General features: G+C 45.7%; 25 protein-coding genes. 8 read left to right on the forward strand and 17 right to left on the reverse strand.

All coding sequences use genetic code 11. The features are described from left to right. The first annotated feature begins 269 nt into the window (after positions 1-269). Positions 270-911 carry a PQLLE family protein gene (locus tag AC060N_RS08905; RefSeq protein WP_479526781.1) on the forward strand — a complete coding sequence of 214 codons (642 nt, stop codon included), beginning with the start codon at positions 270-272 and terminating at the stop codon, positions 909-911. 258 nt (positions 912-1169) lie between these two features. Here AC060N_RS08905 and AC060N_RS08910 read toward each other — a convergent pair whose 3' ends face one another. After that, entirely contained in the window at positions 1170-1310 is a 141-nt protein-coding gene (locus AC060N_RS08910; protein WP_479526782.1) for a hypothetical protein, read from the reverse strand. A gap of 213 nt (positions 1311-1523) precedes the next feature. On the opposite strand from AC060N_RS08910, the gene AC060N_RS08915 reads away from it, so the two are divergent. After that, the gene (locus tag AC060N_RS08915; RefSeq protein ID WP_479526783.1) at positions 1524-2324 is read left to right on the forward strand and encodes a hypothetical protein; all 801 of its coding nucleotides are present in this window, start codon (positions 1524-1526) and stop codon (positions 2322-2324) included. Positions 2325-2579: 255 nt separating this feature from the next. Here AC060N_RS08915 and mnmE read toward each other — a convergent pair whose 3' ends face one another. From mnmE to AC060N_RS08985, 14 genes are all read right to left on the reverse strand, one after another. Further along, complete coding sequence (gene mnmE, locus AC060N_RS08920; RefSeq protein WP_479526784.1) at positions 2580-3980, reverse strand: tRNA uridine-5-carboxymethylaminomethyl(34) synthesis GTPase MnmE; 1401 nt, start codon at positions 3978-3980, stop codon at positions 2580-2582. 562 nt (positions 3981-4542) lie between these two features. Continuing rightward, the gene (arsB, locus tag AC060N_RS08925; protein ID WP_479526785.1) at positions 4543-5574 is read right to left on the reverse strand and encodes an ACR3 family arsenite efflux transporter; all 1032 of its coding nucleotides are present in this window, start codon (positions 5572-5574) and stop codon (positions 4543-4545) included. 8 nt (positions 5575-5582) lie between these two features. Continuing rightward, complete coding sequence (locus AC060N_RS08930; RefSeq protein WP_479526786.1) at positions 5583-6392, reverse strand: arsenite methyltransferase; 810 nt, start codon at positions 6390-6392, stop codon at positions 5583-5585. Between the two features lie 6 nt (positions 6393-6398). Continuing rightward, positions 6399-6824, reverse strand: a complete 426-nt coding sequence (locus AC060N_RS08935) for an arsenate reductase ArsC (RefSeq protein ID WP_479526787.1) — start codon at positions 6822-6824, stop codon at positions 6399-6401. A 40-nt stretch (positions 6825-6864) separates the two neighbouring features. After that, on the reverse strand, positions 6865-7197 hold the full coding sequence (locus AC060N_RS08940; protein WP_479526788.1) for an ArsR/SmtB family transcription factor: 333 nt from the start codon (positions 7195-7197) through the stop codon (positions 6865-6867). A gap of 207 nt (positions 7198-7404) precedes the next feature. After that, positions 7405-8007: an FmdE family protein gene (locus AC060N_RS08945; protein ID WP_479526789.1), complete on the reverse strand. Its 603-nt coding sequence runs from the start codon at positions 8005-8007 to the stop codon at positions 7405-7407. Positions 8008-8056: 49 nt separating this feature from the next. Further along, on the reverse strand, positions 8057-9046 hold the full coding sequence (locus tag AC060N_RS08950; RefSeq protein ID WP_479526790.1) for a porin: 990 nt from the start codon (positions 9044-9046) through the stop codon (positions 8057-8059). 13 nt (positions 9047-9059) lie between these two features. Next, complete coding sequence (locus AC060N_RS08955) at positions 9060-9812, reverse strand: sulfite exporter TauE/SafE family protein (protein WP_106543651.1); 753 nt, start codon at positions 9810-9812, stop codon at positions 9060-9062. 47 nt (positions 9813-9859) lie between these two features. Then, on the reverse strand, positions 9860-10450 hold the full coding sequence (locus AC060N_RS08960; protein ID WP_479526791.1) for a TetR/AcrR family transcriptional regulator: 591 nt from the start codon (positions 10448-10450) through the stop codon (positions 9860-9862). A gap of 305 nt (positions 10451-10755) precedes the next feature. After that, positions 10756-11799 (reverse strand): permease, encoded by a 1044-nt coding sequence (locus tag AC060N_RS08965; protein WP_479526792.1) that lies wholly within the window; start codon positions 11797-11799, stop codon positions 10756-10758. A gap of 15 nt (positions 11800-11814) precedes the next feature. Continuing rightward, positions 11815-12516 carry an aromatic aminobenezylarsenical efflux permease ArsG family transporter gene (locus tag AC060N_RS08970; protein ID WP_479526793.1) on the reverse strand — a complete coding sequence of 234 codons (702 nt, stop codon included), beginning with the start codon at positions 12514-12516 and terminating at the stop codon, positions 11815-11817. Then, positions 12501-12926, reverse strand: coding sequence for a nitrophenyl compound nitroreductase subunit ArsF family protein (locus AC060N_RS08975; protein WP_479526794.1), 426 nt, complete (start codon positions 12924-12926; stop codon positions 12501-12503). Before AC060N_RS08975 ends, AC060N_RS08970 begins: the two co-directional genes overlap by 16 nt. A 2-nt stretch (positions 12927-12928) precedes the next feature. After that, positions 12929-13198: a thioredoxin family protein gene (locus AC060N_RS08980; protein ID WP_479526795.1), complete on the reverse strand. Its 270-nt coding sequence runs from the start codon at positions 13196-13198 to the stop codon at positions 12929-12931. Positions 13199-13246: 48 nt separating this feature from the next. Next, positions 13247-13555: an ArsR/SmtB family transcription factor gene (locus AC060N_RS08985; RefSeq protein ID WP_479526796.1), complete on the reverse strand. Its 309-nt coding sequence runs from the start codon at positions 13553-13555 to the stop codon at positions 13247-13249. A 163-nt stretch (positions 13556-13718) separates the two neighbouring features. On the opposite strand from AC060N_RS08985, the gene AC060N_RS08990 reads away from it, so the two are divergent. From AC060N_RS08990 to AC060N_RS09010, 5 genes are all read left to right on the forward strand, one after another. After that, on the forward strand, positions 13719-14798 hold the full coding sequence (locus AC060N_RS08990; RefSeq protein ID WP_479526797.1) for a mechanosensitive ion channel family protein: 1080 nt from the start codon (positions 13719-13721) through the stop codon (positions 14796-14798). Positions 14799-14823: 25 nt separating this feature from the next. After that, positions 14824-15576 carry an SIR2 family NAD-dependent protein deacylase gene (locus tag AC060N_RS08995; protein ID WP_479526798.1) on the forward strand — a complete coding sequence of 251 codons (753 nt, stop codon included), beginning with the start codon at positions 14824-14826 and terminating at the stop codon, positions 15574-15576. 205 nt (positions 15577-15781) lie between these two features. Further along, entirely contained in the window at positions 15782-16528 is a 747-nt protein-coding gene (fabG, locus tag AC060N_RS09000; protein ID WP_479526799.1) for a 3-oxoacyl-[acyl-carrier-protein] reductase, read from the forward strand. A gap of 240 nt (positions 16529-16768) precedes the next feature. Then, positions 16769-17623: a PfkB family carbohydrate kinase gene (locus tag AC060N_RS09005; RefSeq protein ID WP_479526800.1), complete on the forward strand. Its 855-nt coding sequence runs from the start codon at positions 16769-16771 to the stop codon at positions 17621-17623. Positions 17624-17681: 58 nt separating this feature from the next. Continuing rightward, complete coding sequence (locus AC060N_RS09010; RefSeq protein ID WP_479526801.1) at positions 17682-19589, forward strand: SpoIIE family protein phosphatase; 1908 nt, start codon at positions 17682-17684, stop codon at positions 19587-19589. Here the strand turns inward: AC060N_RS09010 and AC060N_RS09015 are convergent, their stop codons facing one another. Together AC060N_RS09015 and AC060N_RS09020 are read right to left on the reverse strand one after the other, a co-directional pair. Then, positions 19590-21371 (reverse strand): SLC13 family permease, encoded by a 1782-nt coding sequence (locus AC060N_RS09015; RefSeq protein ID WP_479526802.1) that lies wholly within the window; start codon positions 21369-21371, stop codon positions 19590-19592. It abuts the gene before it with no gap. Between the two features lie 143 nt (positions 21372-21514). Beyond that, complete coding sequence (locus AC060N_RS09020) at positions 21515-22210, reverse strand: porin family protein (RefSeq protein ID WP_479526803.1); 696 nt, start codon at positions 22208-22210, stop codon at positions 21515-21517. Between the two features lie 169 nt (positions 22211-22379). On the opposite strand from AC060N_RS09020, the gene AC060N_RS09025 reads away from it, so the two are divergent. Beyond that, positions 22380-23843: an aminoacyl-histidine dipeptidase gene (locus tag AC060N_RS09025; RefSeq protein ID WP_479526804.1), complete on the forward strand. Its 1464-nt coding sequence runs from the start codon at positions 22380-22382 to the stop codon at positions 23841-23843. Positions 23844-23951 lie beyond the last annotated feature (108 nt).

Genomic DNA, 23951 nt, shown 5'->3' on the forward strand with positions numbered 1-23951 from the left:
AATCAGGTGGAAGTTGATGGTTTCCGCCTGAATTCTTATCTCTTATGCTATTGGTTCAACAATAAGCGGTACAATTATATGTTGTCATACCTGCTACCAAAAGAGCAATATAGGTGTTAACTAATCTTGATTGTTCGAAAAAGTAAACAAATAGTGCTCTGTAACATGCGTTTGATATTTAATTATAGGTTGCATATCCGTAAATTTATACATGATCAAGTCAGGACCTTGATATTTCTACTATTTATTCACCAAAAAATTAGTTAATCATGACTGACAAATTAGCCGACCGGCTTGAAGATTACCGTACCATCGTGCAGAACGCACAAAGCGACTCCGAAATCAAAACAGCCTTAGCCGCTTTTGGCTACACCGATGAAAGATTATTGGCTGGCAACGACCTTTACCAGGAAACATTCAATCTGTTCACCAAACAAAACAAGGAACGTCAGGATGTGCGTGAGGTGTCGGAGCAGCTTTTCTCTTCGCGCGACCAGGCAGAAGAAGCTTACGAACAAACCTGTAAGCTTTGCCGGATAGTATTCCGGAAAGAGCCGGCCCTGCAATCCATTATCCCTTCAGTGCTGATTTATTCGCCCTTTGCTTCCTGGAAACTCAATGCCTGGAAGATGTACGATGCGCTGGCTAATAATGCAACGGCACTGGCGCTACTCACTCCCGTTGGCATTACTGCCGAGGTATTGCAGCAGCGCAAAGACGAACTCGATGCTCTGGAGCAACTTTACAACCAACGCAACATCGAAGAAGGAGAGGCCCAGCAGGCAACCCGGGACCGCGATGCCAAAATGGACCAGCTGAAAGAGTATTGCCGCGATTTGCGCGAAATGGCGAGAATCGCCCTCGACGACCGTCCCCAGCTCCTCGAAAAACTCGGAATCTTAGTCCGCTGAGGTCTTAGTTATATAGTTTGACATGGTAGTCACAACGGGCATCTGTTTATCGGGTGTCCGTTGTTTTTTCCGGAGTGCATTTTTATTAAACAAAAAAAAGCTGTTCAGAATTGGTTGAACAGCTTTTTTTGATTCTTGATTTACTTTGGGGGATTGTTACCTCTGTCTTTACCTGAAGGCTTTCCTGTCGTGCTAGGGCCATTAAATGGCCTTGGATTTACTCCTCTTTTACTCATCATCATTTCGTTTTAAGTTAATTCAGCTATTTTCTTCCTCGTAATCATCGGGACGCTCGTCGTATCCCCGGTCCGACCAGTACGTGTCGTTGTTTGGATTTAGTTGGTTGGAATGATTATCCAGCTCATCTTTGGTGTAATCGGAATTAGAATTTAGTCCCATCTTATTTGTTTTTTATGGTTAAACATGCTGCTAAGGTAAATGATGGTGTTTTGGTCAGTCGAAAAAATCCACGGTAATTGGTTTTGTGTTCAAGTTGTATCGTTGCAAATCGTTGCTAAATCAGACTGTTAATGAGTATCAGAAAAAATTTTTTCTCTCCCGGAAATCTGACTAATTTTAGGCCTCTTACTAACCCCTAAACAGAAACAATATATGTTGAAAAAGCTGACAGAAAGTGTGCAAAAGAAGCAAACTGTAGCAGCTCAATTTAAAATCCTGGAAAAGTTGGCTATTATCCGGTTCGGAGGTGAATCTCAGGCAAGAGAGGTGGTAGAAAAACTTTCATCGAATGGTGTGATCGATGATGATGGTTTAATGGAACTCTTCCGTCTAATGTTTTTCGATCGATTGGAAGAATTAATTCAACCAGCAAAGGATGCAAAGGGATACAAGGAGTTACTATACGAACTGTTTCAAATGGGGCATCGTTTTAACGCGCTTATCGAACAGATGGATGAAGAGGAGAAAGAAAAATTTGTCAGCTTTCTAAAAGCTTTTCAGAATAACGAACAACTGTTTCTGCCTTATTTTTACGTGAATGGAAAGCGTAATACAAGTCGGATGCTTGCAGAAACCAATGTTACTTCAAAGCAGCAGATAGCCGACGAAATTGGCATTTCGAAAGAGACGCTGAACAAATGGTTGAAAGAAGCCTTCGGTACACGGTTTGATGGAGTCAGGAAAATAGCGTTTGGCGACTATATGACGATTATGCAAGCCTTTTCGTTTCGGAAAGATGAAACCAAAGACTACATTTCAAAGCATCCTGACGAATATATCGAGCGTTTGAATCATGACTTGGTACATAACATGGCAACACTCCTTAAAGAAGATGAATTGGAAGGGTTAAACTATAAGAGCCTCAAAGAAAATATGGAACTACAGAAGATTATACTTGAGATGAAAACCATACCATTCTCTATCAAGGAAAATATAAAAGATAAATTGTCGTAACTAAACCCAGTTAATCACTGAATCTTTTTTGTTCGTCGAAAATTATTTTTACCAAGAGTTAATACATAACCCCTTTTTGAACCACAGCAACCATAGGAACAACAGGAACCGCGGAGCGCAACCTGAAACCCTTGAAACAATTAATAATGAATAATGTGTAGTGAGTAATTAAGAGGTCTAAGGTTCACTCTCATGTCTCGCATCTACCGTCTTGCGTCTTTCTTAATACTTAACACTTAACACTTGAAACTGCCTTTATTTTCCAATGCAAAAGTTCCGGAAAATATTCCCCAATACCTCGTCCGTGCTAATTTCACCGGTGATGAGGCCGAGGTAGTGCATGCACTCGCGGATATCCTGCGAGAGGAAGTCGCCGGTGATGCCATTTTCGATGCCATCCAATACACGGTGGATGGACTCACGGGCCTGGGTGAGCGCTTCATAGTGACGGGCGTTGGTGACAATCACATCCTCTTCGTTGTTTAAACGCGACAGGTTCACTGTTTCCAGTAACAGGCTTTTCAGACTGTCGATATTGTGTCCCATCTTGGCGGAAATGAAGACCATATCTTCGTTATCGGCCAGGGTAATATCCATCAGCATTTTCCGGACAACGCCCTCATCTACCTGGTCGGCTTTGTTGCCCACGATAATCAGGTTCTGTTGACTGATATGCTGGCGCACATCTTCCAGGTTTTGCAGGTATTTCTCCGGTTCCCGGGTCAGGTCGAGGAGCAGCAACACAATGCTGGCCTGTTTAATCTTCTGATAGGTCCGCTCGATACCCATACTCTCGATTTTATCGGCGGTGGTACGGATACCGGCTGTGTCGATGAACCGGAAACTGACACCCCGGATGTTGATGACATCCTCGATGACGTCGCGGGTGGTTCCTTCAATTTCCGATACGATGGCGCGTTCGTCGTTCAGCAGGGCGTTCAACAAGGTCGATTTCCCTACGTTGGTTTCGCCGGCAATGGTTACCGGAATACCGTTCTTGATCACATTTCCCAGCTTGAACGAATCGGCCAGCTTGCCAATCATCGCCTCGATACGGGTAGCCAGTTCGAGCAATTGGGTACGGTCGGCAAATTCCACATCTTCCTCACTAAAATCAAGCTCCAGCTCGATGAGGGAGACAAAGCTGAGCAACTCTCCGCGTAGTTTGATGAGCTCCTGGGAGAATCCTCCGCGCATCTGGTTCAGGGCCAGTTTGTGTGATGCTGCTGAAGTAGAAGCAATCAAATCGGCCACGGCTTCGGCCTGCGAGAGGTCCATCTTCCCGTTCAGGAAGGCCCGTTGGGTGAACTCCCCCGGACCGGCCATGCGGGCTCCTTCCGAGAGCAACAGTTCGAGAATCGCTTGCTGGATGTATTGGGAACCGTGGCACGAAATCTCGACCACATCTTCTCCTGTAAAGGAATGAGGAGCACGAAACAAGCTCACTACCACCTCATCAACAATTTTCTCTCCGCTGCGAATGGTGCCGAAATGGAGGGTATTAGCTGGTTGATCGGCCAGTTTTTTCTCTTGATTGGGTGATGTAAAAACTTCCTCGGTGACGGCAATGGCCTTTTGTCCTGAAAGGCGAATTACCGCGATGCCACCCACGCCCGGTGGGGTGGAAATGGCGCATATGGTTGATTGATCGATCATCTTTCTGGTCTCCTTTTTAAGGGGAACAAAGATACAAAATCTGAAGACAACAGACGATAGACACGAGAGGAGAGACGGTAGACGATTTCAGGTTACAGGTTTCAGGTTAGGCGAAGAGGTTTCTGTTGTTTCTTTCGTGAGAAGAGTTTTAAGTTTTAAGAATGGTTGGGTAAGAATCCCAAAGTTCGCCGATAGGCGAAAAGTGTGCGGGCCAGTCAAAGTAGGCCGGGCAGGAGTTGGCGGGAGCGGTTTTTGGCGGGGATTCTGGATTGTGGGTCGGAAAGAAAAAGCCGTGACGCGGGCAGAAGGATCACTTTGACTTGACCTTTTGGTACTTTTAAGTCAAGTTAAAAGTACATGAAGAAATGGTTCTGTACGGATAAAAAAATGATTTGGATTATACACGGAAGTAGCATCAAGGTATGCCCTGACGCTACTTCTGCGTATATTTCTATGAAATATTATTTTGAAAAATACGCCTTCTTCAGCCGAAGGCCACATTCACCAATGCAATCATCACCGGTATTTCTACTATCGGACCAATTGCCTTCAGATTATCTTATCAGTATTTCCAGCGATTCGCTAGACGTACAAGAGAGAGCATGACCGGTACTTCTACCAGTACGCCCACAACAGTTACCAACGCAGCCGGGGATTGTAATCCAAACAGCGAAATAGCTACAGCTACTGCCAGTTCGAAGAAGTTGCTGGCGCCAATCATTGAAGCGGGAGCGCAAACAGTATGTGGTAATTTTAGTCTTCGACCGCCAAACCACGTAATAAAGAAAATGAAATAGGTCTGAATGATCAGCGGTATAGCTACCAATAGAATGATGAGCGGATTGTGGGTAATATTCGTTCCCTGGAAGGCAAATAACAGTACCAGTGTGCTAAGCAAGGCGACGATGGAAACGGGTTTAAACCGGGGAAGAAATACAGTCTTAAACCATTCTTCGCCTTTGCGGCGAATGAGTCGCTTATTTGTGGTGTATCCGGCTGCCAGAGGAATGACTACGAAAATCAGAATGCTGGCGATAAGTGTATTATAAGGAATGTGGACATTGGTAATACCCAACAACAGCCCTACAATAGGCACAAAGGCAACCAAAATAATGAGATCATTTACCGAAACCTGTACGAGCGTATAGTTGGGGTCTCCATCGGTGAGGTAACTCCATACAAATACCATTGCCGTACAGGGTGCGGCCCCCAGTAAAATGGCACCGGCAATGTACTCACCGGCCATATCCGGATTAATGAATGCTGAGTAAAGCTTGGAAAAGAAAATCCAGGCAAAGAAAGCCATCGTGAAAGGCTTAATCAGCCAGTTGACAACCAACGTGAGAATTAATCCCTTCGGGCGTTTCCCTACTTTTTTGAGGCTTGAAAAGTCAATTTGCAACATCATGGGGTAAATCATCAACCAGATGAGAACTGCCACCGGGATATTTACATGAAAAAGCTCCATTTTGCTCAAAAATTGAATGCTGTCCCCGGTAAAACGGCCTATTGCGATTCCTCCCGCAATGCACAGAGCTACCCAAAGGGTGAGATATTTCTCAAAAAAACCGATATGTTTTTTTTGTTGATTCATATCTAAAATTATTTATTAGCGGTAACGGTAATGCTGAAAATGCCGGTTCCGGAAGTCTTGTACTCCTCCATTTCCTGCTCCGACAGGTAATTGCTCAGGATATCATCCGGGATGGTGATGGCTTTGTTCTTTTCGACCTTGATATCGGAAAAGCCTTTCTCTTCGATAATGGAAAGATATTGCTGACGCTGGATAGCGCCCGATACACATCCGGCATACAGTTCAGCTTCTTTGATTAGGCCGTCCGGCAGATCGCCGTCCAGCACCACGTCGGAGATACAAAAGTGGCCTCCGGGTTTCAGTACCCTGAAAATGCCGCTAAAAGCTTTTTCCTTATCGGGAACCAGGTTCAGTACGCAGTTGCTAATAACCACATCGAAGGTATTTTCCGGCAACGGCATCTCTTCGATGTCGCCTTTCACAAATTCGACATTGGTGAAGCCGGTCTTCTCCAGGTTTTTCCGGGCTTTTTCGAGCATGGCATCGGTAAAATCGAGGCCGGTCACTTTCCCGGTTTCGCCGGTGATGGCGCGGGCAACGAAGCAGTCGTTTCCGGCACCGCTTCCCAGATCGAGTACATGGTCACCTTCGCTGATGCGGGCGAACTCAGTGGGCAAACCGCAACCTAGTCCCAAGTCGGCGTCAGCATTATAACCTTTCAGCATGGTGTAGTCGTCGCTGAAAATGGTGTAGGTGGAATCGCCGCAGCAACTGGTTCCGCCACAGCACGACGATTGATTCACTTCCTTGCTTTGTGAGGCAATCTCACCGTATTTTTCCTGCACGAGCAGTTTTAAATCTTCGGGTTTTACTTGCATAGCGGATTATATTTGAGGTTGGATATCTTCGGTATACAGCTGGTAAAAGGCCGCTTTAATTTCGTCGCGCACGCGGATAAATTCACTCCAGATGAATTCGTCCGTTCCGGTAGCATGCGACGGGTCATCGAAGCCGATGTGAAGACGGTGTTTGACTTTTCCCATGAAAGCCGGGCAGGTCTCGTTCGCTCCGCCGCAAACGGTAATCACATAGTCCCATTCGTCGTTCAGGTATTTGTCTACCGGGTCGGAAGTATGGTGGCTGATATCGATGCCAATTTCCTTCATGGCGGCAACAGCCTTTTCATTCAGCTTGCCTGAGGCTTCGGTGCCGGCCGATTGCACGTTGATACTTTTATCGAATGATTGCAGGAAACCGTGGGCCATTTGACTGCGGCAGGAGTTTCCGGTGCATAAAATAAGTACGTCCATATATTTGAGAGGATTTAAGTGGATGACAGATTTGTATGAGTTATTCGCAACAATAATCTTCGATGTGTAAACCGTCGATAAAACCGCCCAGTTCTTCCTGAAGGCGTTTTACATTGTCCATGTCCAGACAGTATTTGGTTTTCACACCTTCGATATGCCCGGTTATCAAGCCTACCTCTTTCAGCTCTTTCAGGTGCTGGTTCACGGTGGTTCTTCCCAGGGGCAGCTCATCGGATATATCACCCGTGATGCACGATTGTGTGGCAGCCAGGAACCGCAGGATGTGCAACCGGGCCGGATGAGCCAGAGCCTTGAAAAGTGCGGCCTTTTCGATGAGCTCCTGTTCGAATAGTTCGGTTTTACTTTGTACCATCTTGTATTTCTTTTGACGCAAATATACGTCAAATATTTAAATGACGTAATTATACGTCATAAAAAACAATTTTTTTACTTTAGCAAGAAAGGAGAGGAGAAGGTGAAAAAGTTTAGGTACAAAGAAACCCGGTATTTGTTAGGAGATATTCCCATGCAAAATACCGGGTTAGCAAGTATGACAGAAAATTATGAAAAGCAGTAATCTTTATTTAGCTGCACAATCGATGCAAACCTTTTTATCGCCTTTTATACGACCATATTCCATGACGGTCATTTCGCCACATTCTTGACAAACAAAGCTGTTGAAGCTGTGGGGATGCTCTTTCAAATCGTAATCAAATACCTCCGACACGATCAGAATTTTATCGGCAGGAGCATTCATCACGTTTTTAACGAGTGGTTCAACCGTTTCGTCCGGAACTTTACTGGCCGGAATCCCTTTTTCACGGTAGTCTTTGAAGAAGGAGGTCTGTTTATTGGCCAGCATGGCTTCAGCCCGGGGAGTCACCCGCACAGCTTTGCCACTGGCCTTGTCGACAACAATAACAGCCCATTTACCTTTGTGTGTTTTTTTTATGTTTCCCTTGCCGAAAGTGGTTCCCATAATCACCTGCAAACCATCGGCAAAACAGGTAGCACAGTGGTCATCGCCCAGGTCAACAAAAGCGATGAGTTGTCCGTCGTGGGCGCGTTCAACACCCAGTGCGTTCATGGCAGCTGCACCAACGCGCAGTCCCATAGGCATGGCCGGACATTTGTGTCCGTGAAACTTTTGCCCGAATTCGAGCCATTCTTGTGGATTGATCATGATGTTGATTTTTAAGTTTGACAATTCGATATTACACAGTTTTCTCTCTCTATCGAAAGAGTAACTGCAATTGGATATTGGCCGAATAAACCGGATTCTGGTTCAGATCGCTGCATTTAAAATCGGCCATCAGTTTTGTTTTCTCTGTAATGAGATAGTTGAATCCCAATCCATACCAGGGCTGATCCGTTGTGGCGGAATTCAGGTCCGAGTATTTTTCGGTAAAAGCGGTGAGTTGGTAATGGGTATGGATGTCGTACCAACCCAGCAGGTAGTAACCGTCTGCTTTGTCACTATTCAATAGTGCCTGAATATATTCGGCCTGCAGATGGAAATGGTTGCAATGAAGCAAGGCTTCCGCACCCCAGCGAAAATCGTCTCCCGAAAGGAGTGAGTCGGCAGCATAAATGGTTGGCAGGTTCATTTCCGTGATGTTCCGGTACGCTACCGAACCTCCCAGGGTAATATCGGATTGCTGATCGAAACGGAATTTCCGGTTTATCCGCGATGTTACCAACAGGGAGTTGTTATTATGCCCGGGTTTGTCCGTGTTTCCGTTGAACAGCCCTATACTGGCATGCCACGGTTGGCCGGACTGATTGTAAAGGTATTCGAGTCCAATCATTCGGGCTCCGTACTTCGGATTCATATTCAGTTTATTGATGACAGATGCCCGCTCCAAAACCGGAATCCGGTAATCGGGTTGCACGCGTTGCATCATAAAGTCAGGGACAAACCGTCCAAGCCGGAACAGCCCGTTTTTTTTCAGATGAATATCCGCCAATGCGTCCTGAAATATGAAATTCTGGTCCTTGTACGAGCGGTAGACTACCTGCATCTTATAGCTAATGAAATTGGCAGTCGGTACCTCGCCCTTAAGCCAGAGTTTGGCCCGTCGAACCATGAATTCCGAAGTGGTATTCAGATTGCTCGAAAACCGGGTTTGGATGTAGCCATTTAGCTGCGGACCTTTATTTTCCTGCGGCTGAACGGATACAGCAATGAATAGGAGCAGCGTTAATAATCTCAATCTCTTCATGACACGATTCATATTAATGGATGACGCCGTACACCATTTTGGCAGCAATTACCAGCAAGACGATGGCGTAAATCACTTTTACCTGTTTCGATTTGGCTTTTTGCGTCATATACCGTCCTCCCAATTGAGAGCCGATAATAACAGCAATGACAACGATGATGGTCAGCGGCCAATTCATATGTCCTTGTGAAACGTGGCCCAGGTACCCCGAGATGGACGAGAACGTGACGACAAATGCGGTGGTAGCCGCAGCTTCTTTGGTTTTGTAGCCCATCATCATGAGGATAGGGGCAATGATGAATCCGCCGCCCAGTCCGAGCATTCCGCCAACGAAACCGGCAAAACCTCCGACAAAGAACCCGATGATGCTTCGCTTCTTCATGGACATCATCTCGTCCGGCTCAGCCATCTTGGAGGCGTATATCATGCGAATAGCAGCCGCGACAACCATGATGGCAAACAGGATTTTTAACGTAGCTACCGGAACTTTGTCGCTGGTCATGGCTCCAATGGGAGAGGCAACAAGTGCTGTTACCGCCATAACAGCACCTCCCTTCCAGTCAACCATTTTTTTCCGTGCAAACGGAATAAGAACCAAACCGGTGTTTAAGCCATTTAATAGGAGACCGAGTGGTATGGCCACGGAAACCATATCAAAACCAGCCCAGTTCAGGACCGGTACGTACACCATTCCTCCGCCAAGGCCCAGCATGGCAAAGATGAATGATGCTACCGCGATGATGAAAAAAACGATTCCGTACAACATGACTAAAAAGTTTAAGTAAGTGTTTACTTACATTAGATGCAAAAAAATTATCGCTTCAGTAATTTGAGCATAAGACTCAGCATTTTCTTGCAGAAATTGTCAACCTGTGATTCTCCCTGGTTGAGTATCAGTTCAATGTTCAATGATACCGGAATGCCCATGTACAGCATAGCGAGATTTTCAACGGGTATCTCTTCATCCCAGGTTCCTTCGGCAATTCCGTCAAGAAAGATTTTGCTAACCAGTGATTTTTGGTTGTTGAAGATTTGACGAAGTGTTGATTTCAGTTGCTCGTCGTTATTGTGTGATGCTTCAGAAAAGAGAAGCATGGTAATTCCTTTGTTGTCCGTTAGGTATTGGACTGTCGAGCAAATGAACTTTTGCAAACGTTCTTCCGGCTCCAGCGAAGAAGTAGCAATTTTTCGCAACTGCCCTATGAAATCGGTCTGTACATCGTTGATAATGGAAAGGATGATGTCCTGCTTGGTAGCAAAGTGGCGGAAGATGGCACCTTCGCTCATGCCGATGCGGTTGGCCAGGTTGCGGGTCGACAGGTTCTTCAGACCATCGGTGTAGATGATGTCGAGTACTGCCTGTTTGATTTGGCCTTGCCGTGTTTCGCTATTTTGCCGTTCCATGACTTTAATGTAAGTAATCACTTACAAAGTTAATTCTTTTATGAGAAATGCAAACGTTTATCGGATTATTTTTTGTGTGATTGAATTTTTTTTTCGCTGCAAGAAAGGGAACTGAAGCTCTGAAGATGAGAAGAGGAGAGTGGATGTAGCGGAGTCCAGTCTGTAGTCTCGAGTCTGAAGTCTGAAGTCTTTTCTCTAACAACAGTAACGACAGTAACAATGTCAACTACAGAAACCTTGCAGCGCAACCTGAAATTGTATGTTGTCTCTTGTCTGGAATCTATTGTCTTAGTTCTTCCGCTCCTCTACATCACATGATTGAAGACGAACCCGACGATGAGTATACCGATGGTAACGATACCGACAAAAACCGAAATCAACTGCCATTTGAGCACTTTCTTCAGAATGATGATCTCGGGTAGGGAAAGGGCAATTACTGACATCATAAAAGCGAGGGCGGTACCGAGCGAGACGCCTTTCTCCAAAAGCACACTAACAATGGGAATAATTCCGGCCGCATTGGAATACATGGGAACGCCAAGCAAAATGGCGACCGGAACGCCGTACCAGTTCTGATTGCCCAACAGGGAACCGAGAAAGTTTTCGGGCACATAACCATGGGCACCGGCTCCGACAGCGATACCAATGAGGATGTAAATCCAGATTTTCCCGACAATCTCCTTAACTGCGTCGTACCCCGATTGTATTCTTTCCTGAAAATGCACTCGTCCTTCTGCATCTTCGTTATGTCCGGCTTTTACTTCATAAACCCATTCAGCCACATACTTTTCCAATCCCAGTTTTCCTAATAGCCAACCTGCCAGGATGGCAATGATGAGGCCGGTTCCCACGTAGATGAGCGCTACTTTCCAGCCAAACATTCCAATCAACAGTACCAACGCCACTTCATTAATCATCGGGGCAGCAATGAGGAATGAGAAGGTGACGCCCAGTGGTACACCCGCTTCCACAAAGCCCAGAAACAGCGGAATAGCGGAGCAGGAGCAAAAAGGCGTGACAATTCCAAGCAGTGAAGCCAGGATGTTCCCGGTAAACAAGGATTTCCCCTCCAGTATTTTTCTTGTTTTCTCCGGTGTGAAATACGTTCTAAGAATGCCAACTACAAAGATGATGAGTATAAGTAATAACAGCACCTTGGGCACCTCGAAGATGAAGAAACGAAGGGTTTCTGTCAGGTGCTTACCGGTTGCCATTCCAAACACATCATCGATGAAAAAATCGGCTACGTGTTTCAGCTGCCAGTAAAAAACAATCCACAGGGGTAACAGGATAGCCGGAAACAACCAGCCATGCATATTTCGGTTAAGCGCAATTACTTTTTCTCTCATTTCTTTTCCATTTTCCTAAAAGTAAACCGTCATCACATAGTAGAAACCGACTCCGATGAATACGACCGAAATAAACCGCCGAAACCAAATTTCGAAAGCCTTTAGCCGGTTATACAAGGTGCCGACTCCTGAAATGGCAAATGCTATGAGGCAGGCAAAAATGATGACGGGTATGCCGGTGGCAATCGCAAAGACGACCGGAAGATACAGTCCTGAGGCACTGCTAATGGTTAACGGGATGAGCATGCCAAAGTACAGCACACCGCTGTAAGGGCAGAAAGCCAGCGCGAACAAAACACCGAGCAGGAGAACATCCCAGTAGTTTTTGTTGCCTTTTTCCTCGAAACGCCTGGTCAGCATTTCCATTCCGGGAAATTTAATTTTCAGGATATCCAGCATGAACAAACCGATCAGAATCAGCAGCGGGCCAATTATTTTCTCACCGTAGCGCTGGAATGTTCCCGAAAGGGCAAATTGGTCAGCTCCCATAAAGATGATGAAAGCCAGTCCCGTATAACCGACGGCTCTTCCCAGCGTGTAGACCAGTCCATTGTAGAATATCTGGTTCCGGTTCTCCAGATCCTTGCCAATGAACCCAATGGCGGTAATATTGGTGGCCAGCGGGCAGGGGCTGATAGCCGTCATCAACCCCAGGATCAATGCCGTGACAACAGGAAGAGAACTACTATCCAAAAGGCTGCTCAGAAATTCTTCCATCGCCAGAGCAACGGTTTGATCTTTTCTTCGATAATCTGCCGGAACTTTTTCGGATTGGTTCGGGCATACATAAAACCTTCGGTGGTAATATTGAACTGCTGGCTTCCTTTTACAATTAACAGTGTCTGGCCGGAAACGCCCAGCTCTTTGCCTTTCGCTTCACCGGATTTTTCATCCAAATTATAGGAAGCGAAACTGACGTCGTTGCCAAACAGTTCCTTCACATCGGCTTGTGCTTCCGATTCGACCGCACGGCAAGTAGCACAACGTGTATTAAAATGGAAATAATAGACGTTTACCCTGGCTTGTTTTTCCAATGCTTTGAGCGTACTAGCTGACGTTTGGGAAAAGGTGAAGGTGCCTGCCATGAATAGAATCAAAGCAAGAAAAGCCGTTTTTGGTGATTTCATGGTTATTGATTTTGGGTTAGTAGCTTTTTCAGTTCCTTAACCGACGGTACTTTTCCTTTTACAACCACTTTTCCATCAACCACCAGCGCCGGTGTTGTCATCACGCCCATTTTCATGATCTCCACGATGTCTTCTACCTTGGAGACCGTAGCATCCAATCCGGCCTCTGCTACGGCCTCGTTGGTTGCTTTTTCCAGTGCCCGGCATTTGGGGCAACCCGTTCCCAGGACTCTGATATCCATGTGAATGGGCTTTACATGTTGAAAATCCATAAGTTCCTGTTTTTAATTTGTTCGTTGTTCGTAAAAATACGAACAGAATTATTCATTCCAAAACTTTTCAAACAGGATTTTTGCCTCGGACCATTTTTCGCGGTTTAGGCAGTATTTAATCTTGGGGGCTTCGATTTCTCCCTGGATGAGTCCGGCATCTTTCAGTTCCTTCAGATGCTGGGAGAGGGTAGACTTGGCGATGGGAAGTTCTTCGGAAAGGTCACCGCTGTAACAGCACGATTGGCGCGATAGCAGGTCGAGTATATAAATGCGAACCGGATGTCCCAGCGCTTTGGCGATTCGTGCTAAGCGGTGCTGGTCTTCGGTAAAGATATCTTTGATCATGTTCTCTTTCATAATAGTAAAATAGCTACTTGTTCGTAAAAATACGGACAATGGCCAATATTTAAAAACCTGTGCGGGCCGGCATGTAAATATTTCTTAAACTATTCGTTTTCGCGGAGCTGTATCAAAACATTATCGGTGTGGATTGTTTACTTTAGTAAAAACCTGAATTCTTATGTTCGATAATAATTACCTGAATGCATTGGTGTTAATCGCTGGTTTGGTGGTCGGTTTCTTCGGTGCGCATTTGATTATCCGTTTGGTGAAGCATCGTTTGCACGAAAAGAAAGACGCCGGATGGATTCAAACGCTGACTCGTATCACCCGTCCGTTGACCTTTTTGGCGGCTTTGTTAGTGCTGCTATCCATTCAGCCCTTGATGGATATGGGGAAGAAGTTGCCTTTTGATTTGCAGCACGTTTATACATTACTTACCATTTTCCTGGTCACCTGGCTTATCATTAACGCCATACGAAGTATTCGGTCGATATTGCTTCGTCGCTATGACCTGGATACCAAGGATAACCTGAAGGCGCGGAAAATGCATACGCAGCTCCGGGTTTTCGAGCGACTGCTCATCGCTATTGTGCTCGTGATTGCTATCGGGATTGCCCTGATGAGTTTCGATAAGATTCACAAGTTGGGGGTTAGTCTTCTGGCTTCCGCCGGAATAGCAGGAATTATTATTGGTTTTGCGGCGCAGAAAAGTATTGGACTGATACTGGCCGGTTTCCAGATTGCCATTACGCAGCCTATACGCCTTGAAGATGTGGTGATTGTCGAAAATGAATGGGGCTGGATCGAGGAAATTACCCTGACGTATGTGGTGGTTCGTATCTGGGATAAAAGGCGTCTCATTCTCCCTATTAATTACTTTATCGAGAAACCGTTTCAGAACTGGACGCGTACAACCGCTGAAATTTTAGGAACTGTATTTATCTATGTTGATTATCGATTTCCTGTGGACGAAATGCGGAAAGCGTTGACAGAAATTCTGGAAAATACCGATTTGTGGGATAAACAAGTGAATGTGCTTCAGGTAACCGATGCAAAGGAGAGAACCCTTGAATTGCGTGCTCTGGTTAGCGCCGCTGACTCGCCAACGGCCTGGGATTTGCGTGTCCTGGTAAGAGAAAAACTGGTAGAATTTGTCCAAAAGAACTATCCTGAATATCTTCCGCAAACGCGGGTTCTGTTTCCCGAACAGAAGAAAAATCTGGAGATGGAACCTGAACGTAGCGAAGAAAAATCTTGATTGAATCTCGTGAATTTCTTTATATATGACTGATTATCTTGATAAAGCGGCCCGGCTCATCCGAGATTCGGGGTATACCATAGCATTTACAGGAGCCGGCATTTCGGTAGAAAGTGGGATTCCTCCCTTTCGGGGGAAAAACGGGCTTTGGAGCCGCTATGATCCCAAAGTACTTGATTTGGACTATTTCTATTCGAATCCGCACGATTCGTGGGTGAAAATCAAAGAGATATTTTACGACTTTTTCGGCAAAGCTCAACCTAATGCCGGGCACATTGCCCTGGCCGGACTAGAACAAAAAGGGTGGCTAAAAAGCGTAATCACGCAAAACATCGATAACCTCCATCAGGAAGCTGGCAGTAAAACCGTATGGGAATTTCATGGTAACTCGCAATGGGTAGTTTGTCCGCGTTGTGGCGCCCGGCATTTTGCTACCGAAATTGATATGAGCGAACTCCCTCCACGCTGTCACGAAGATGGTTCGGTGTTGAAACCTGATTTCATTTTCTTTGGAGAAGGAATTCCACGCGAAGCGTACGATCAATCATTCGCAGCAGCCCGCAAAGCGGAAGTGATGCTGGTGATTGGCACGACCGGCGAGGTTATGCCGGCTTCGATGGTTCCCTACGAAGCGGCCCGAAGCGGAGCGACCATTATTGAGATCAATCCGGAAACAACGCCTTTTACCAACCAGATTACACACATTTTTCTGGAAGGGAAAGCAGGTGAGGTACTTCCAGAGTTGTTGCAACGGGTAAGTCAGTTGATAGTCGATTGAATTTTCAACGCGTCAGTTCGAATTTTACCGCGAAAGACAATTTTGGATACAATATGGATGAATTTATCCCGAGAAATGACCACTTGAAAATTTATCCTTGGGAAAGATTTATATTTTTGTTTTTCGTTAACAAAATCCTTCCGGTTATTTTCCGGAAAGAAATGTGGGCATTTCTTGATGACCATTAAAGTAAACTATAGAACACATGAAACTTTTAGAAGGAAAAACTGCCATTGTTACCGGTGCTGCCAGAGGAATCGGTAAAGCTATTGCACTGCGTTTTGCGCAAGAGGGTTGCAACATTGCTTTTACCGATCTGGTAATCAACGAAGCGGCTGAAGCAACTGAAAAAGAGATTGCTGCTTTGGGTGTAAGAGTAAAAGGTTATGCATCCAATGCTGCCAATTACGAGGAAACTCAGACGGTTGTGAAACAAATCGCTGAAGATTTTGGTCGCATTGACATTTTGGTCAACAATGCCGGAATCACGAAAGACGGTGCATTGAAAAGAATGACTGAAGATCAGTGGGACGCGGTAATCGCCGTGAACCTGAAATCGGTTTTCAACTTCACCAAAGCTGTTCAACCGGTCATGTGGAAACAAGCTTCAGGTAGCGTTATCAACATGAGTTCAGTTGTTGGCGTTTCGGGAAATGCAAATCAGTGTAACTATTCTGCATCGAAAGCAGGAATCATCGGTTTCACCAAATCAGCAGCCAAAGAGATGGGTTTAAGGGGCATTCGCCACAATGCGGTTGCTCCCGGATTCATCATTACCGAAATGACCGGTGTACTTCCTGAAGACGTGAAAAAAGCATGGGAAGCACAAATCCCGATGCGTCGCGGAGGAACTCCGGAAGATGTAGCAAACACCTGCGTATTCCTCGCATCCGATCTTTCTTCTTACGTAACCGGACAGGTGGTAAATGTTTGCGGTGGAATGAATACCTGATACCGAAAATTGAATTGCATTCTATATGAAGGGCTGCCGTTGGGTGGCCCTTTTTTTGTTCTATGCCAGATGATGAGATACAGTCAGTTTTGGTTGATCGTGATATAAATTTCTTTAAATATGGATGTCTGTTGTTAAAAAATATGTTTTTGATGCAGTTTCGGAAGGTCGTCATGATTGGCGGCCTTTTTATTTTCTATATTCGCGGCTGAATTTTAATTGTATCATTTTTGTTACATCATGAAAGGCTTATTCTTAGGCTTGACCACGATAGATATTCATCACATTATTGATCAGTTTCCGACGCCTGACAATAAAGTTAAATCGCCCGATGCACCCGATATTCTGGTAGGTGGCCCTGCTACCAACGCGGCTGTCACCTATTCTCACCTGGGAGGAAGAGCTCATCTGGTTTCCGCTTTTGGTCAAAATGCTTTCAAATCTTTTTTACAGGAAGATTTACGTAAGTTCAACATTGAACATCACGATTTGGCCGCTCAGCGGGAGGAAAAGCCTGTGATTGCTTCGGTAGTTACCACTTCGGATAATGGTGATCGAACGATTTTCACCAACCATCCGGCCGACTATGATATCAGTTTCGATAGCCGTGGCTTGATGGAAGAGAATCAGTTCGATTTTGTCCTTCTTGATGGCTTTTACATTCAAAAAGCGACAGAGATTGCCTGCGAAGCCCGGAGACGTGATATTCCCGTTATTCTGGATGGTGGAAGTTGGAAAGACGGTTTGGAACGACTGCTTCCGCATGTAAATTATGCTATCTGCTCCGAAAAATTTATGCCGCCCTGGTGTAACAATAAAGAAGAGCTGTTTCGTTATCTATCCGAGAAAGGAATTCACCATGTGGCTGTTACCCGGGGAGGGAAACCCATCTTGTACAAAGACGGCTTTGATGTGGTGGAACTTCCTGTTCCTGAAGTGGAACCCGTCGATACGTTAGGGGCCGGAGATATTTTTCATGGCGCATTTGCTTATTACCTTCATCGCCTGCACGATTTTGTACCCGCACTCGAAAAAGCAGCTAAAATCGCAGCACATTCCTGCCAATTTGCCGGTACCCGGGTCTGGATGCAGTAATTTATAATTTGAAGTTAATTTTGATTTTCATAATTTTAGAGAAGTCAATTCGATTTCTATGAAAAATCAAAATATAGCTTTTCACCTAAGTTTCTATCTCTTACTGGCGGGATTTACGCTGACCATGCTGATTGTTGCCATTGGTTACCGTTTTACCCGCGACACCATTCTTGACGGACTGGCCGACCGTGCCCAAACGGTCACTCATACGGCTTCGTTGTTAGTAAACGATGCAGTTGTACATGCACGTAAATCTGCAGAAATCATTGAATCAGGCACTAAGCAGATGAATAGTGAGCAGGAGATGGAAGATCTGCTGCAGCTCGTTTTAAAATCAAATCCTCATCTGGAAGCTGTCCAGCTGAAAGAAAATCTCAATAGTTCGGAAGAAGTTAACCATTTCTTTTACCGAAAAGACTCAACCATTATCGGCTCGGATAGTGACCTGCCAATGTGTGCTAAGTTGCAGGATTGGTACCACCGGGTTTTTGTTTCGGGAAAGGCAGGATGGTCCGATCCGTTTTGGGTAGAGGGGCATAAAACGCAATGTATCGCTTATGCCATTCCTTTCCATGTAAAGAAGAACGGTAAGGAAGTACCGGCTATTGCTTGTTCGGTGATGTCATTGGAGGATGTCTACAACGAGTTATCAGGAATTCAAATTTACAAGAGTGGATTTCCCATTCTGTTTTCTTCGAAAGGGAAGGTGGTTTATCATCCGCAACCGGCTTTTCTGAACGAAAACGTCGATACACTGAGTCACTGTTTTTCTCTGGGCGATCTGAGTAAGATAAAGCGAATTATTGCCCGTGGTGTGGGTGGAAAAGCATTGCTGAATCCTACTTGCTACGGCGGGAGACGTGCTACGGCTGTTTATTGGCCGGTAACCGAAAACGGCTGGTTGATGATGGTGCTGGTTCCTTATTCTGAATTATTGGGAGAGCTTCGAAAGGTGATTATTCTGGTGATGTTTTTGGTTTTGATTGGAACGGGCGTAATGGTTTCGGTAACTATTTTACTTTCCAGGTCGGTGACGACTCCCATCACACAATTGGCCGACGAAGCACGCCGAATCATGGAAGAGGAAGGGGAGCCGCTGGAAGTTGTCGGAAACGAGTTTGAAGTGCTGGCCGGAGGTCTGGCACACATGAAACAGCGGATGGAGAACTACCACGCCCGGTGGGTTCAGAGCCGCCGCGACCAGGAAGAACTGGACCGGGAGCTGGATTTGGCCCGTTCGATTGAGATGAGCATTGTACCGTCGCGTTTTCCGATTTTTCCCGATAGGAAAGAATTCGATTGCTTCGGAAAGCTTATTCCGGCCCGCTCGGTTGGAGGTGACTTGTTCGATGTCTTTTTCCTGGATGAAGATAAACTGTGTATTTCGATTTGCGACACACTGGGAAAAGGCATTCCGGCGGCCATGTTCTCGGTTATGACCCGGACACTGATGCGCGGAATTGCGACGGCGAATATTCAGGTGGGAAGCATTATGGAGCGCCTAAACGAGGAACTTTGTTCTGACGCTGAATCAGATATGTTTGTTACCGTTTTCCTTTCCGTACTGGAAATATCGACCGGAACATTTACCTATTGCAACGCTGGTCACCCACATCCTTACCTGCTCCGGCGTGATGGCGCTGTAGAGGAGCTGCAACATTCACACGGAATCCCAGTAGGTGTAATGCCTCGTCAAACATTTGATGAGACGAAAATGGTTTTTAAACCGGGCGAAATGTTGATTGCTTATACCGATGGAGTAACTGAAGAACAAAATGAAAGTGGTAAGATGTTCGGTCAGGATAGGCTCCGCTATGAAATTGCCCAGGTGGGACAGGTTGAACCGGAGGCCATGGTGGAACGCATTCTGGATTCGTTGCTGAATTTCCGTGGTCGTCTCGAGCAACGGGACGATACCACGTTGTTTGCCGTTAAGTACTTTGGAAATATCGGACAGGATGAGTAATTACCGCAGGTAAGTGAGTCCCAGAATGGTTACCGTTGCAGCCATGTAAAGTATCGTCAACGGAAATCCAATCTTGAAGAAATCGCGGAATGAATAACCTCCCGGACCATAAACCATCAGGTTGGTCTGGTAGCCGATGGGTGTCATGAAGTTGGCGGCAGCGGCAAATGCTACAACCAAAATAAACGGTTGCGGAGGTAAACTCAGGTTGGATGCCATCGTCAGCGAAATGGGAAATATTAGTGCAACAGCGGCCTTGTTGGTTATGAGGTTTGCCAACAGCGACGTTATCAGAAATATACCCGCCAAAAGGGCTACTTTTCCGAAAGGTAAAAAGATGGAGATAAGACTATTTGCCAGCATTTCAGCTACTCCAGTTTTCAACATGGCAGTTCCCAACGCCAGCGACAAAGCAATCACCATGGCCAGCTCGTAATCAATGCTCTTCGGAATGTCTTTGGGAGGATAGATCTTGAGCATGTTGATGAGAATGATGAGCACCAGCAGTGACGTGAACAGCGGCACAAGCCTCAGGGCTGAGAGCAGAATGGCCAGTCCGGTTCCTCCGAAAAGAACAAAATACTGCCACTTGGCCAGTTTTCTGTGGGCCTTTACTTTGGAAATGTAGTAGAAGTCAAGTGTTCCGGCCGACCGGCTTTCGAAACTTTTACCCACAAAGAGCAGCAAAACGTCACCAGCTTTCAGTTTCTGGAAAGTGATTTTACCCGAAATACGTTCTCCGTTACGGTGGATGGCGATAATCGCTGCATCGTAGCGTCCACGGAAATTGGCTTCCATAACGGTTTTTCCTATCAAGGACGAGTTATGCGAAATGACCACTTCTACTACTTCGCTGTTTTTGCTTTCCTGAAGCGAGCCAAGGGTAGGAAAAGAAAGCCCTGAATCGGTTTGGGTAATGATATCCGCAATGGTTTCGGTGTCACCGGCAAACACAAGCTGGTCGTTGACGCGAAGCTGTGTGGTGAGCGAAATGGCCGGGATTCGTTCGTTATCACGAATAACTTCTACCAGATACAAACCTTTCAATCGGTCGAGGCTTTCGTTCCGGATATCTTTTCCCGCAAGAGGAGAACCCTCGTTAATCTGTGTCTGCAGAATATATTCGCGGTTACGCGACCGGAACTGCGACATGGCATCTTTCCTTTCGGGAAGTAATTTCTTGCTAAATAGCAGCATGTAGGCAATCCCGATAACTGCCATAGCTGCACCTACCGGGAAGAAATCAAACATGTCGAGCGAAGGCAGCCCGGGAATAATTTCCTGGTCCAGCACCATGCCATTCACAATCAGGTTGGTGGAGGTACCAATCAATGTGGCACAACCTCCGAGAATGGCTGCGTACGAAAGCGGTATTAATAATTTGGACGGGGAAGTGTTGTTTCGCTTGCTCCAGTTGTGCACATAGGGCATCATGATGGCTACCAACGGAGTATTGTTCAAAAAAGCCGAAAAACCGGCCACCAGAGTCATCATTCGAAGCATGAAGCCTTTGTAGGTTCTCGCTCCTTTGAAGACTTTATCGAAGAGCATTTCCATGATGGGCGTTTGCCGGAAAATATCGCCAAGCAGTAGCAGTAGCAAAATGACGACCAACTGCACATTGGCAAAGCCGCTCAGGATTTCAGCAGGGGTGAGAATGCGTGAAACGCCCAGAACCGAGATGGCAATTACGAACGTAAAGGATGGCCCCAGTATCTCAAAGTAAAGGGATACCAGTATGAATGCCAGGACAACAAATACTATGAGTACTTCGAAATTCAAAATCCAGGTTCAGTTGATCTTCGAAATGTGAAGATATAATATTTTAACAATATGTGATTACCGGAAAACCTTTTTCCGTAAGGATTACAAAGAAAACGGCCGGAATCAATCCGGCCGTTATATCAATAGTATGAAATGTTTTCTTAGAACAATCTGATGCCCAGCGATAAGATCAGTGAATTGCCTTTGTTTTTAAAGCCAATAACTGTCGGGTCATTGTTGGAGACACCTTCTGATACGTTAGTCAATCCCCATGCGTAACGTACGTCAAGAGACAACATAGCTACATCGACACCGACTCCTGCCTGCCAGTCCCAGGTATTATTTTTGAAGTTGTTCGGGTCGTACAGGCTTGGGTCAACTGCAACACCATCTGTTTTATTCAGTGTAATTTCACTTCCGTCGAGAATAAACGACATGGCAGGACCAGTCATCAGGTTGACGGAAGCAACTTTCAGGTCGAGTACTTTAACACCAAGTAACAACGGTATCTGAACTGACTTCACATCCATGTGCTGTGTAACAGCTCCTTCCAAACCACTTTGCGTTGTAGAGGTAGGAATGGTGTAAGTTGTTTTTCCTTTTTGCACACTGTACAGCAATTCAGGCTGAAGAAAAACCTTATTATGTTTCAGTCGCAGAAATGCACCCACATTGAAGCCGTTGGCTGCGTCTGCCTTCAGGTCATTGAGGGTGTAGCTTGATGCACCGGCAATGGCATTGTCGGTCGTAATTTTGGTAGAGTTGATACTTCCCTTGATACCAAGGCTAATCGGGAGTTGAGCAAACAGTGAGGTGGTCAGAGCCACCAATACGAATGACAGAAGTAGTCGTTTCATAAGATTAAAAATTAATGTTTGTAGAGATAAACGAATAAACAATACATGCTATTGTCTTGTGTCTTGTCTTATTTTCGTTGGCCAATTTAACAATTTTAACGATTGATTCCCGTCATTCCCCGGCGAATTTGTACTTTCGTTGCATAACGAAAATAAAAATACTACTTCCATGAGAAAGTTAAATAAGCTCTCTCCGCAGCCTGTATGGGACTATTTTGAAGACATTTGCCAGGTTCCCAGGCCATCGAAAAAGGAGGAGCAGATTATTCAGTTCCTGCTGGAATTTGCTGCAAAACATAATTTGGATGCCAAAACGGATGAGGCAGGAAATGTTTTAATCTCCAAACCGGCTACTCCCGGAAAGGAAAAAGTCAAGAAGGTGATTCTGCAGTCGCATATCGATATGGTTTGCGAAAAGAATTCAGATACGGAACATGATTTCGAGAAAGATCCTATTAAAGCATATGTTGAGGGGGAATGGGTGACAGCCGAGGGTACCACACTCGGTGCCGATTGTGGAATTGGTATGGCAGCTGCCATGGCGGTTCTCACGGCCAACGATTTCGAGCATGGACCCATCGAAAGCCTTTTCACGGTAGACGAAGAGACCGGACTGACGGGCGCATTTGCATTGCAACCCGGATTTTTGAGCGGCTCCATTCTTTTGAACCTTGATTCGGAAGACGAAGGGGAGTTATTCATCGGTTGTGCCGGTGGTGTCGATACCGTTGCTACGTTCAATTATCAACCGGAAGCTTCTCCTGCCGGGATGTTTGCCGTTAAATTATCGGTAACCGGACTGTTAGGCGGTCACTCGGGCGATGATATTCATAAAGGCAGGGGAAATGCCAACAAAATTCTGAACCGTTTCATTTGGGACGCTACACAGAAATATGGAGCACGTCTGGCTTCGTTTGATGGCGGTAATCTGCGGAACGCCATTGCGCGAGAAGCGTTTGGAGTAATTCTGGTACCTTCCGACAAAAAAGAACAATTGACGGCTGACTTTAATGTATTCCGCACCGCTATTCAGAACGAGTTATCGATTACCGAACCCAAACTGAAACTGGATTTGGAAAGTACAGAGGCTCCGCCAACAGTAATGGACAAAGCAACGCAGCAAAAGTTGCTGCTTGCATTGTACGCTTGTCCGCATGGTGTGTTGGGAATGAGTTTCCGGATGCCGGGAATGGTGGAAACATCGACTAACCTGGCTTCGGTGAAGTTCATGGGAGGAAATCAAATCGAGATAACAACCAGCCAGCGCAGCGACCTGAACAGTGGCAAAGAGGATGCAGCTGCCATGGTTAAATCGGTTTTCCAGTTGGCTGGTGCCGAAGTTCGCCACAGCGAAGGTTACCCGGGCTGGACGCCCAATCCGGACTCCGAAATCATGGAGATTACCCGTACTGCTTACAGCAAACTCTTTACGCAAGAGCCCATTGTTCGCTCGATTCATGCCGGATTGGAGTGCGGATTATTCCTGGAAAAGTATCCTTCGTTGGACATGATTTCATTCGGGCCTACCATTCGGGGAGCGCATTCACCTGATGAGAAGATTGAAATTGAAACAGTGACTAAGTTCTGGGATTTACTGGTTGAAGTATTGACTAAAATTCCGGAAGCGAAATAAAAAGCTTGATTGCAGTAAAACGAAAAGGGGGCTGAAGTAATTCAGTCCCCTTTCTTGTCCTAATCATAAACTAAAAACACCAAAGCATAAAAACCGACGGCTGTCTGT

This window comes from Prolixibacter sp. DSM 2831, from assembly GCF_056493735.1.

What these genes read in the sequence shown, in the direction of transcription:
- AC060N_RS08930 (WP_479526786.1), bottom strand. Translation starts at nt 6,392, where the DNA reads ATGCAAGTAAAACCCGAAGATTTAAAACTGCTCGTGCAGGAAAAATAC.
- AC060N_RS08905 (WP_479526781.1), top strand. Translation starts at nt 270, where the DNA reads ATGACTGACAAATTAGCCGACCGGCTTGAAGATTACCGTACCATCGTG.
- AC060N_RS08975 (WP_479526794.1), bottom strand. Translation starts at nt 12,926, where the DNA reads ATGAAATCACCAAAAACGGCTTTTCTTGCTTTGATTCTATTCATGGCA.
- AC060N_RS08990 (WP_479526797.1), top strand. Translation starts at nt 13,719, where the DNA reads ATGTTCGATAATAATTACCTGAATGCATTGGTGTTAATCGCTGGTTTG.
- AC060N_RS08935 (WP_479526787.1), bottom strand. Translation starts at nt 6,824, where the DNA reads ATGGACGTACTTATTTTATGCACCGGAAACTCCTGCCGCAGTCAAATG.
- AC060N_RS08915 (WP_479526783.1), top strand. Translation starts at nt 1,524, where the DNA reads ATGTTGAAAAAGCTGACAGAAAGTGTGCAAAAGAAGCAAACTGTAGCA.
- AC060N_RS08970 (WP_479526793.1), bottom strand. Translation starts at nt 12,516, where the DNA reads ATGGAAGAATTTCTGAGCAGCCTTTTGGATAGTAGTTCTCTTCCTGTT.
- AC060N_RS09010 (WP_479526801.1), top strand. Translation starts at nt 17,682, where the DNA reads ATGAAAAATCAAAATATAGCTTTTCACCTAAGTTTCTATCTCTTACTG.
- mnmE (WP_479526784.1), bottom strand. Translation starts at nt 3,980, where the DNA reads ATGATCGATCAATCAACCATATGCGCCATTTCCACCCCACCGGGCGTG.
- AC060N_RS09005 (WP_479526800.1), top strand. Translation starts at nt 16,769, where the DNA reads ATGAAAGGCTTATTCTTAGGCTTGACCACGATAGATATTCATCACATT.
- AC060N_RS08950 (WP_479526790.1), bottom strand. Translation starts at nt 9,046, where the DNA reads ATGAAGAGATTGAGATTATTAACGCTGCTCCTATTCATTGCTGTATCC.
- AC060N_RS08985 (WP_479526796.1), bottom strand. Translation starts at nt 13,555, where the DNA reads ATGAAAGAGAACATGATCAAAGATATCTTTACCGAAGACCAGCACCGC.
- AC060N_RS08980 (WP_479526795.1), bottom strand. Translation starts at nt 13,198, where the DNA reads ATGGATTTTCAACATGTAAAGCCCATTCACATGGATATCAGAGTCCTG.
- AC060N_RS08960 (WP_479526791.1), bottom strand. Translation starts at nt 10,450, where the DNA reads ATGGAACGGCAAAATAGCGAAACACGGCAAGGCCAAATCAAACAGGCA.
- fabG (WP_479526799.1), top strand. Translation starts at nt 15,782, where the DNA reads ATGAAACTTTTAGAAGGAAAAACTGCCATTGTTACCGGTGCTGCCAGA.
- arsB (WP_479526785.1), bottom strand. Translation starts at nt 5,574, where the DNA reads ATGAATCAACAAAAAAAACATATCGGTTTTTTTGAGAAATATCTCACC.
- AC060N_RS08940 (WP_479526788.1), bottom strand. Translation starts at nt 7,197, where the DNA reads ATGGTACAAAGTAAAACCGAACTATTCGAACAGGAGCTCATCGAAAAG.
- AC060N_RS08965 (WP_479526792.1), bottom strand. Translation starts at nt 11,799, where the DNA reads ATGAGAGAAAAAGTAATTGCGCTTAACCGAAATATGCATGGCTGGTTG.
- AC060N_RS09020 (WP_479526803.1), bottom strand. Translation starts at nt 22,210, where the DNA reads ATGAAACGACTACTTCTGTCATTCGTATTGGTGGCTCTGACCACCTCA.
- AC060N_RS09025 (WP_479526804.1), top strand. Translation starts at nt 22,380, where the DNA reads ATGAGAAAGTTAAATAAGCTCTCTCCGCAGCCTGTATGGGACTATTTT.
- AC060N_RS08955 (WP_106543651.1), bottom strand. Translation starts at nt 9,812, where the DNA reads ATGTTGTACGGAATCGTTTTTTTCATCATCGCGGTAGCATCATTCATC.
- AC060N_RS08945 (WP_479526789.1), bottom strand. Translation starts at nt 8,007, where the DNA reads ATGATCAATCCACAAGAATGGCTCGAATTCGGGCAAAAGTTTCACGGA.
- AC060N_RS08995 (WP_479526798.1), top strand. Translation starts at nt 14,824, where the DNA reads ATGACTGATTATCTTGATAAAGCGGCCCGGCTCATCCGAGATTCGGGG.
- AC060N_RS08910 (WP_479526782.1), bottom strand. Translation starts at nt 1,310, where the DNA reads ATGGGACTAAATTCTAATTCCGATTACACCAAAGATGAGCTGGATAAT.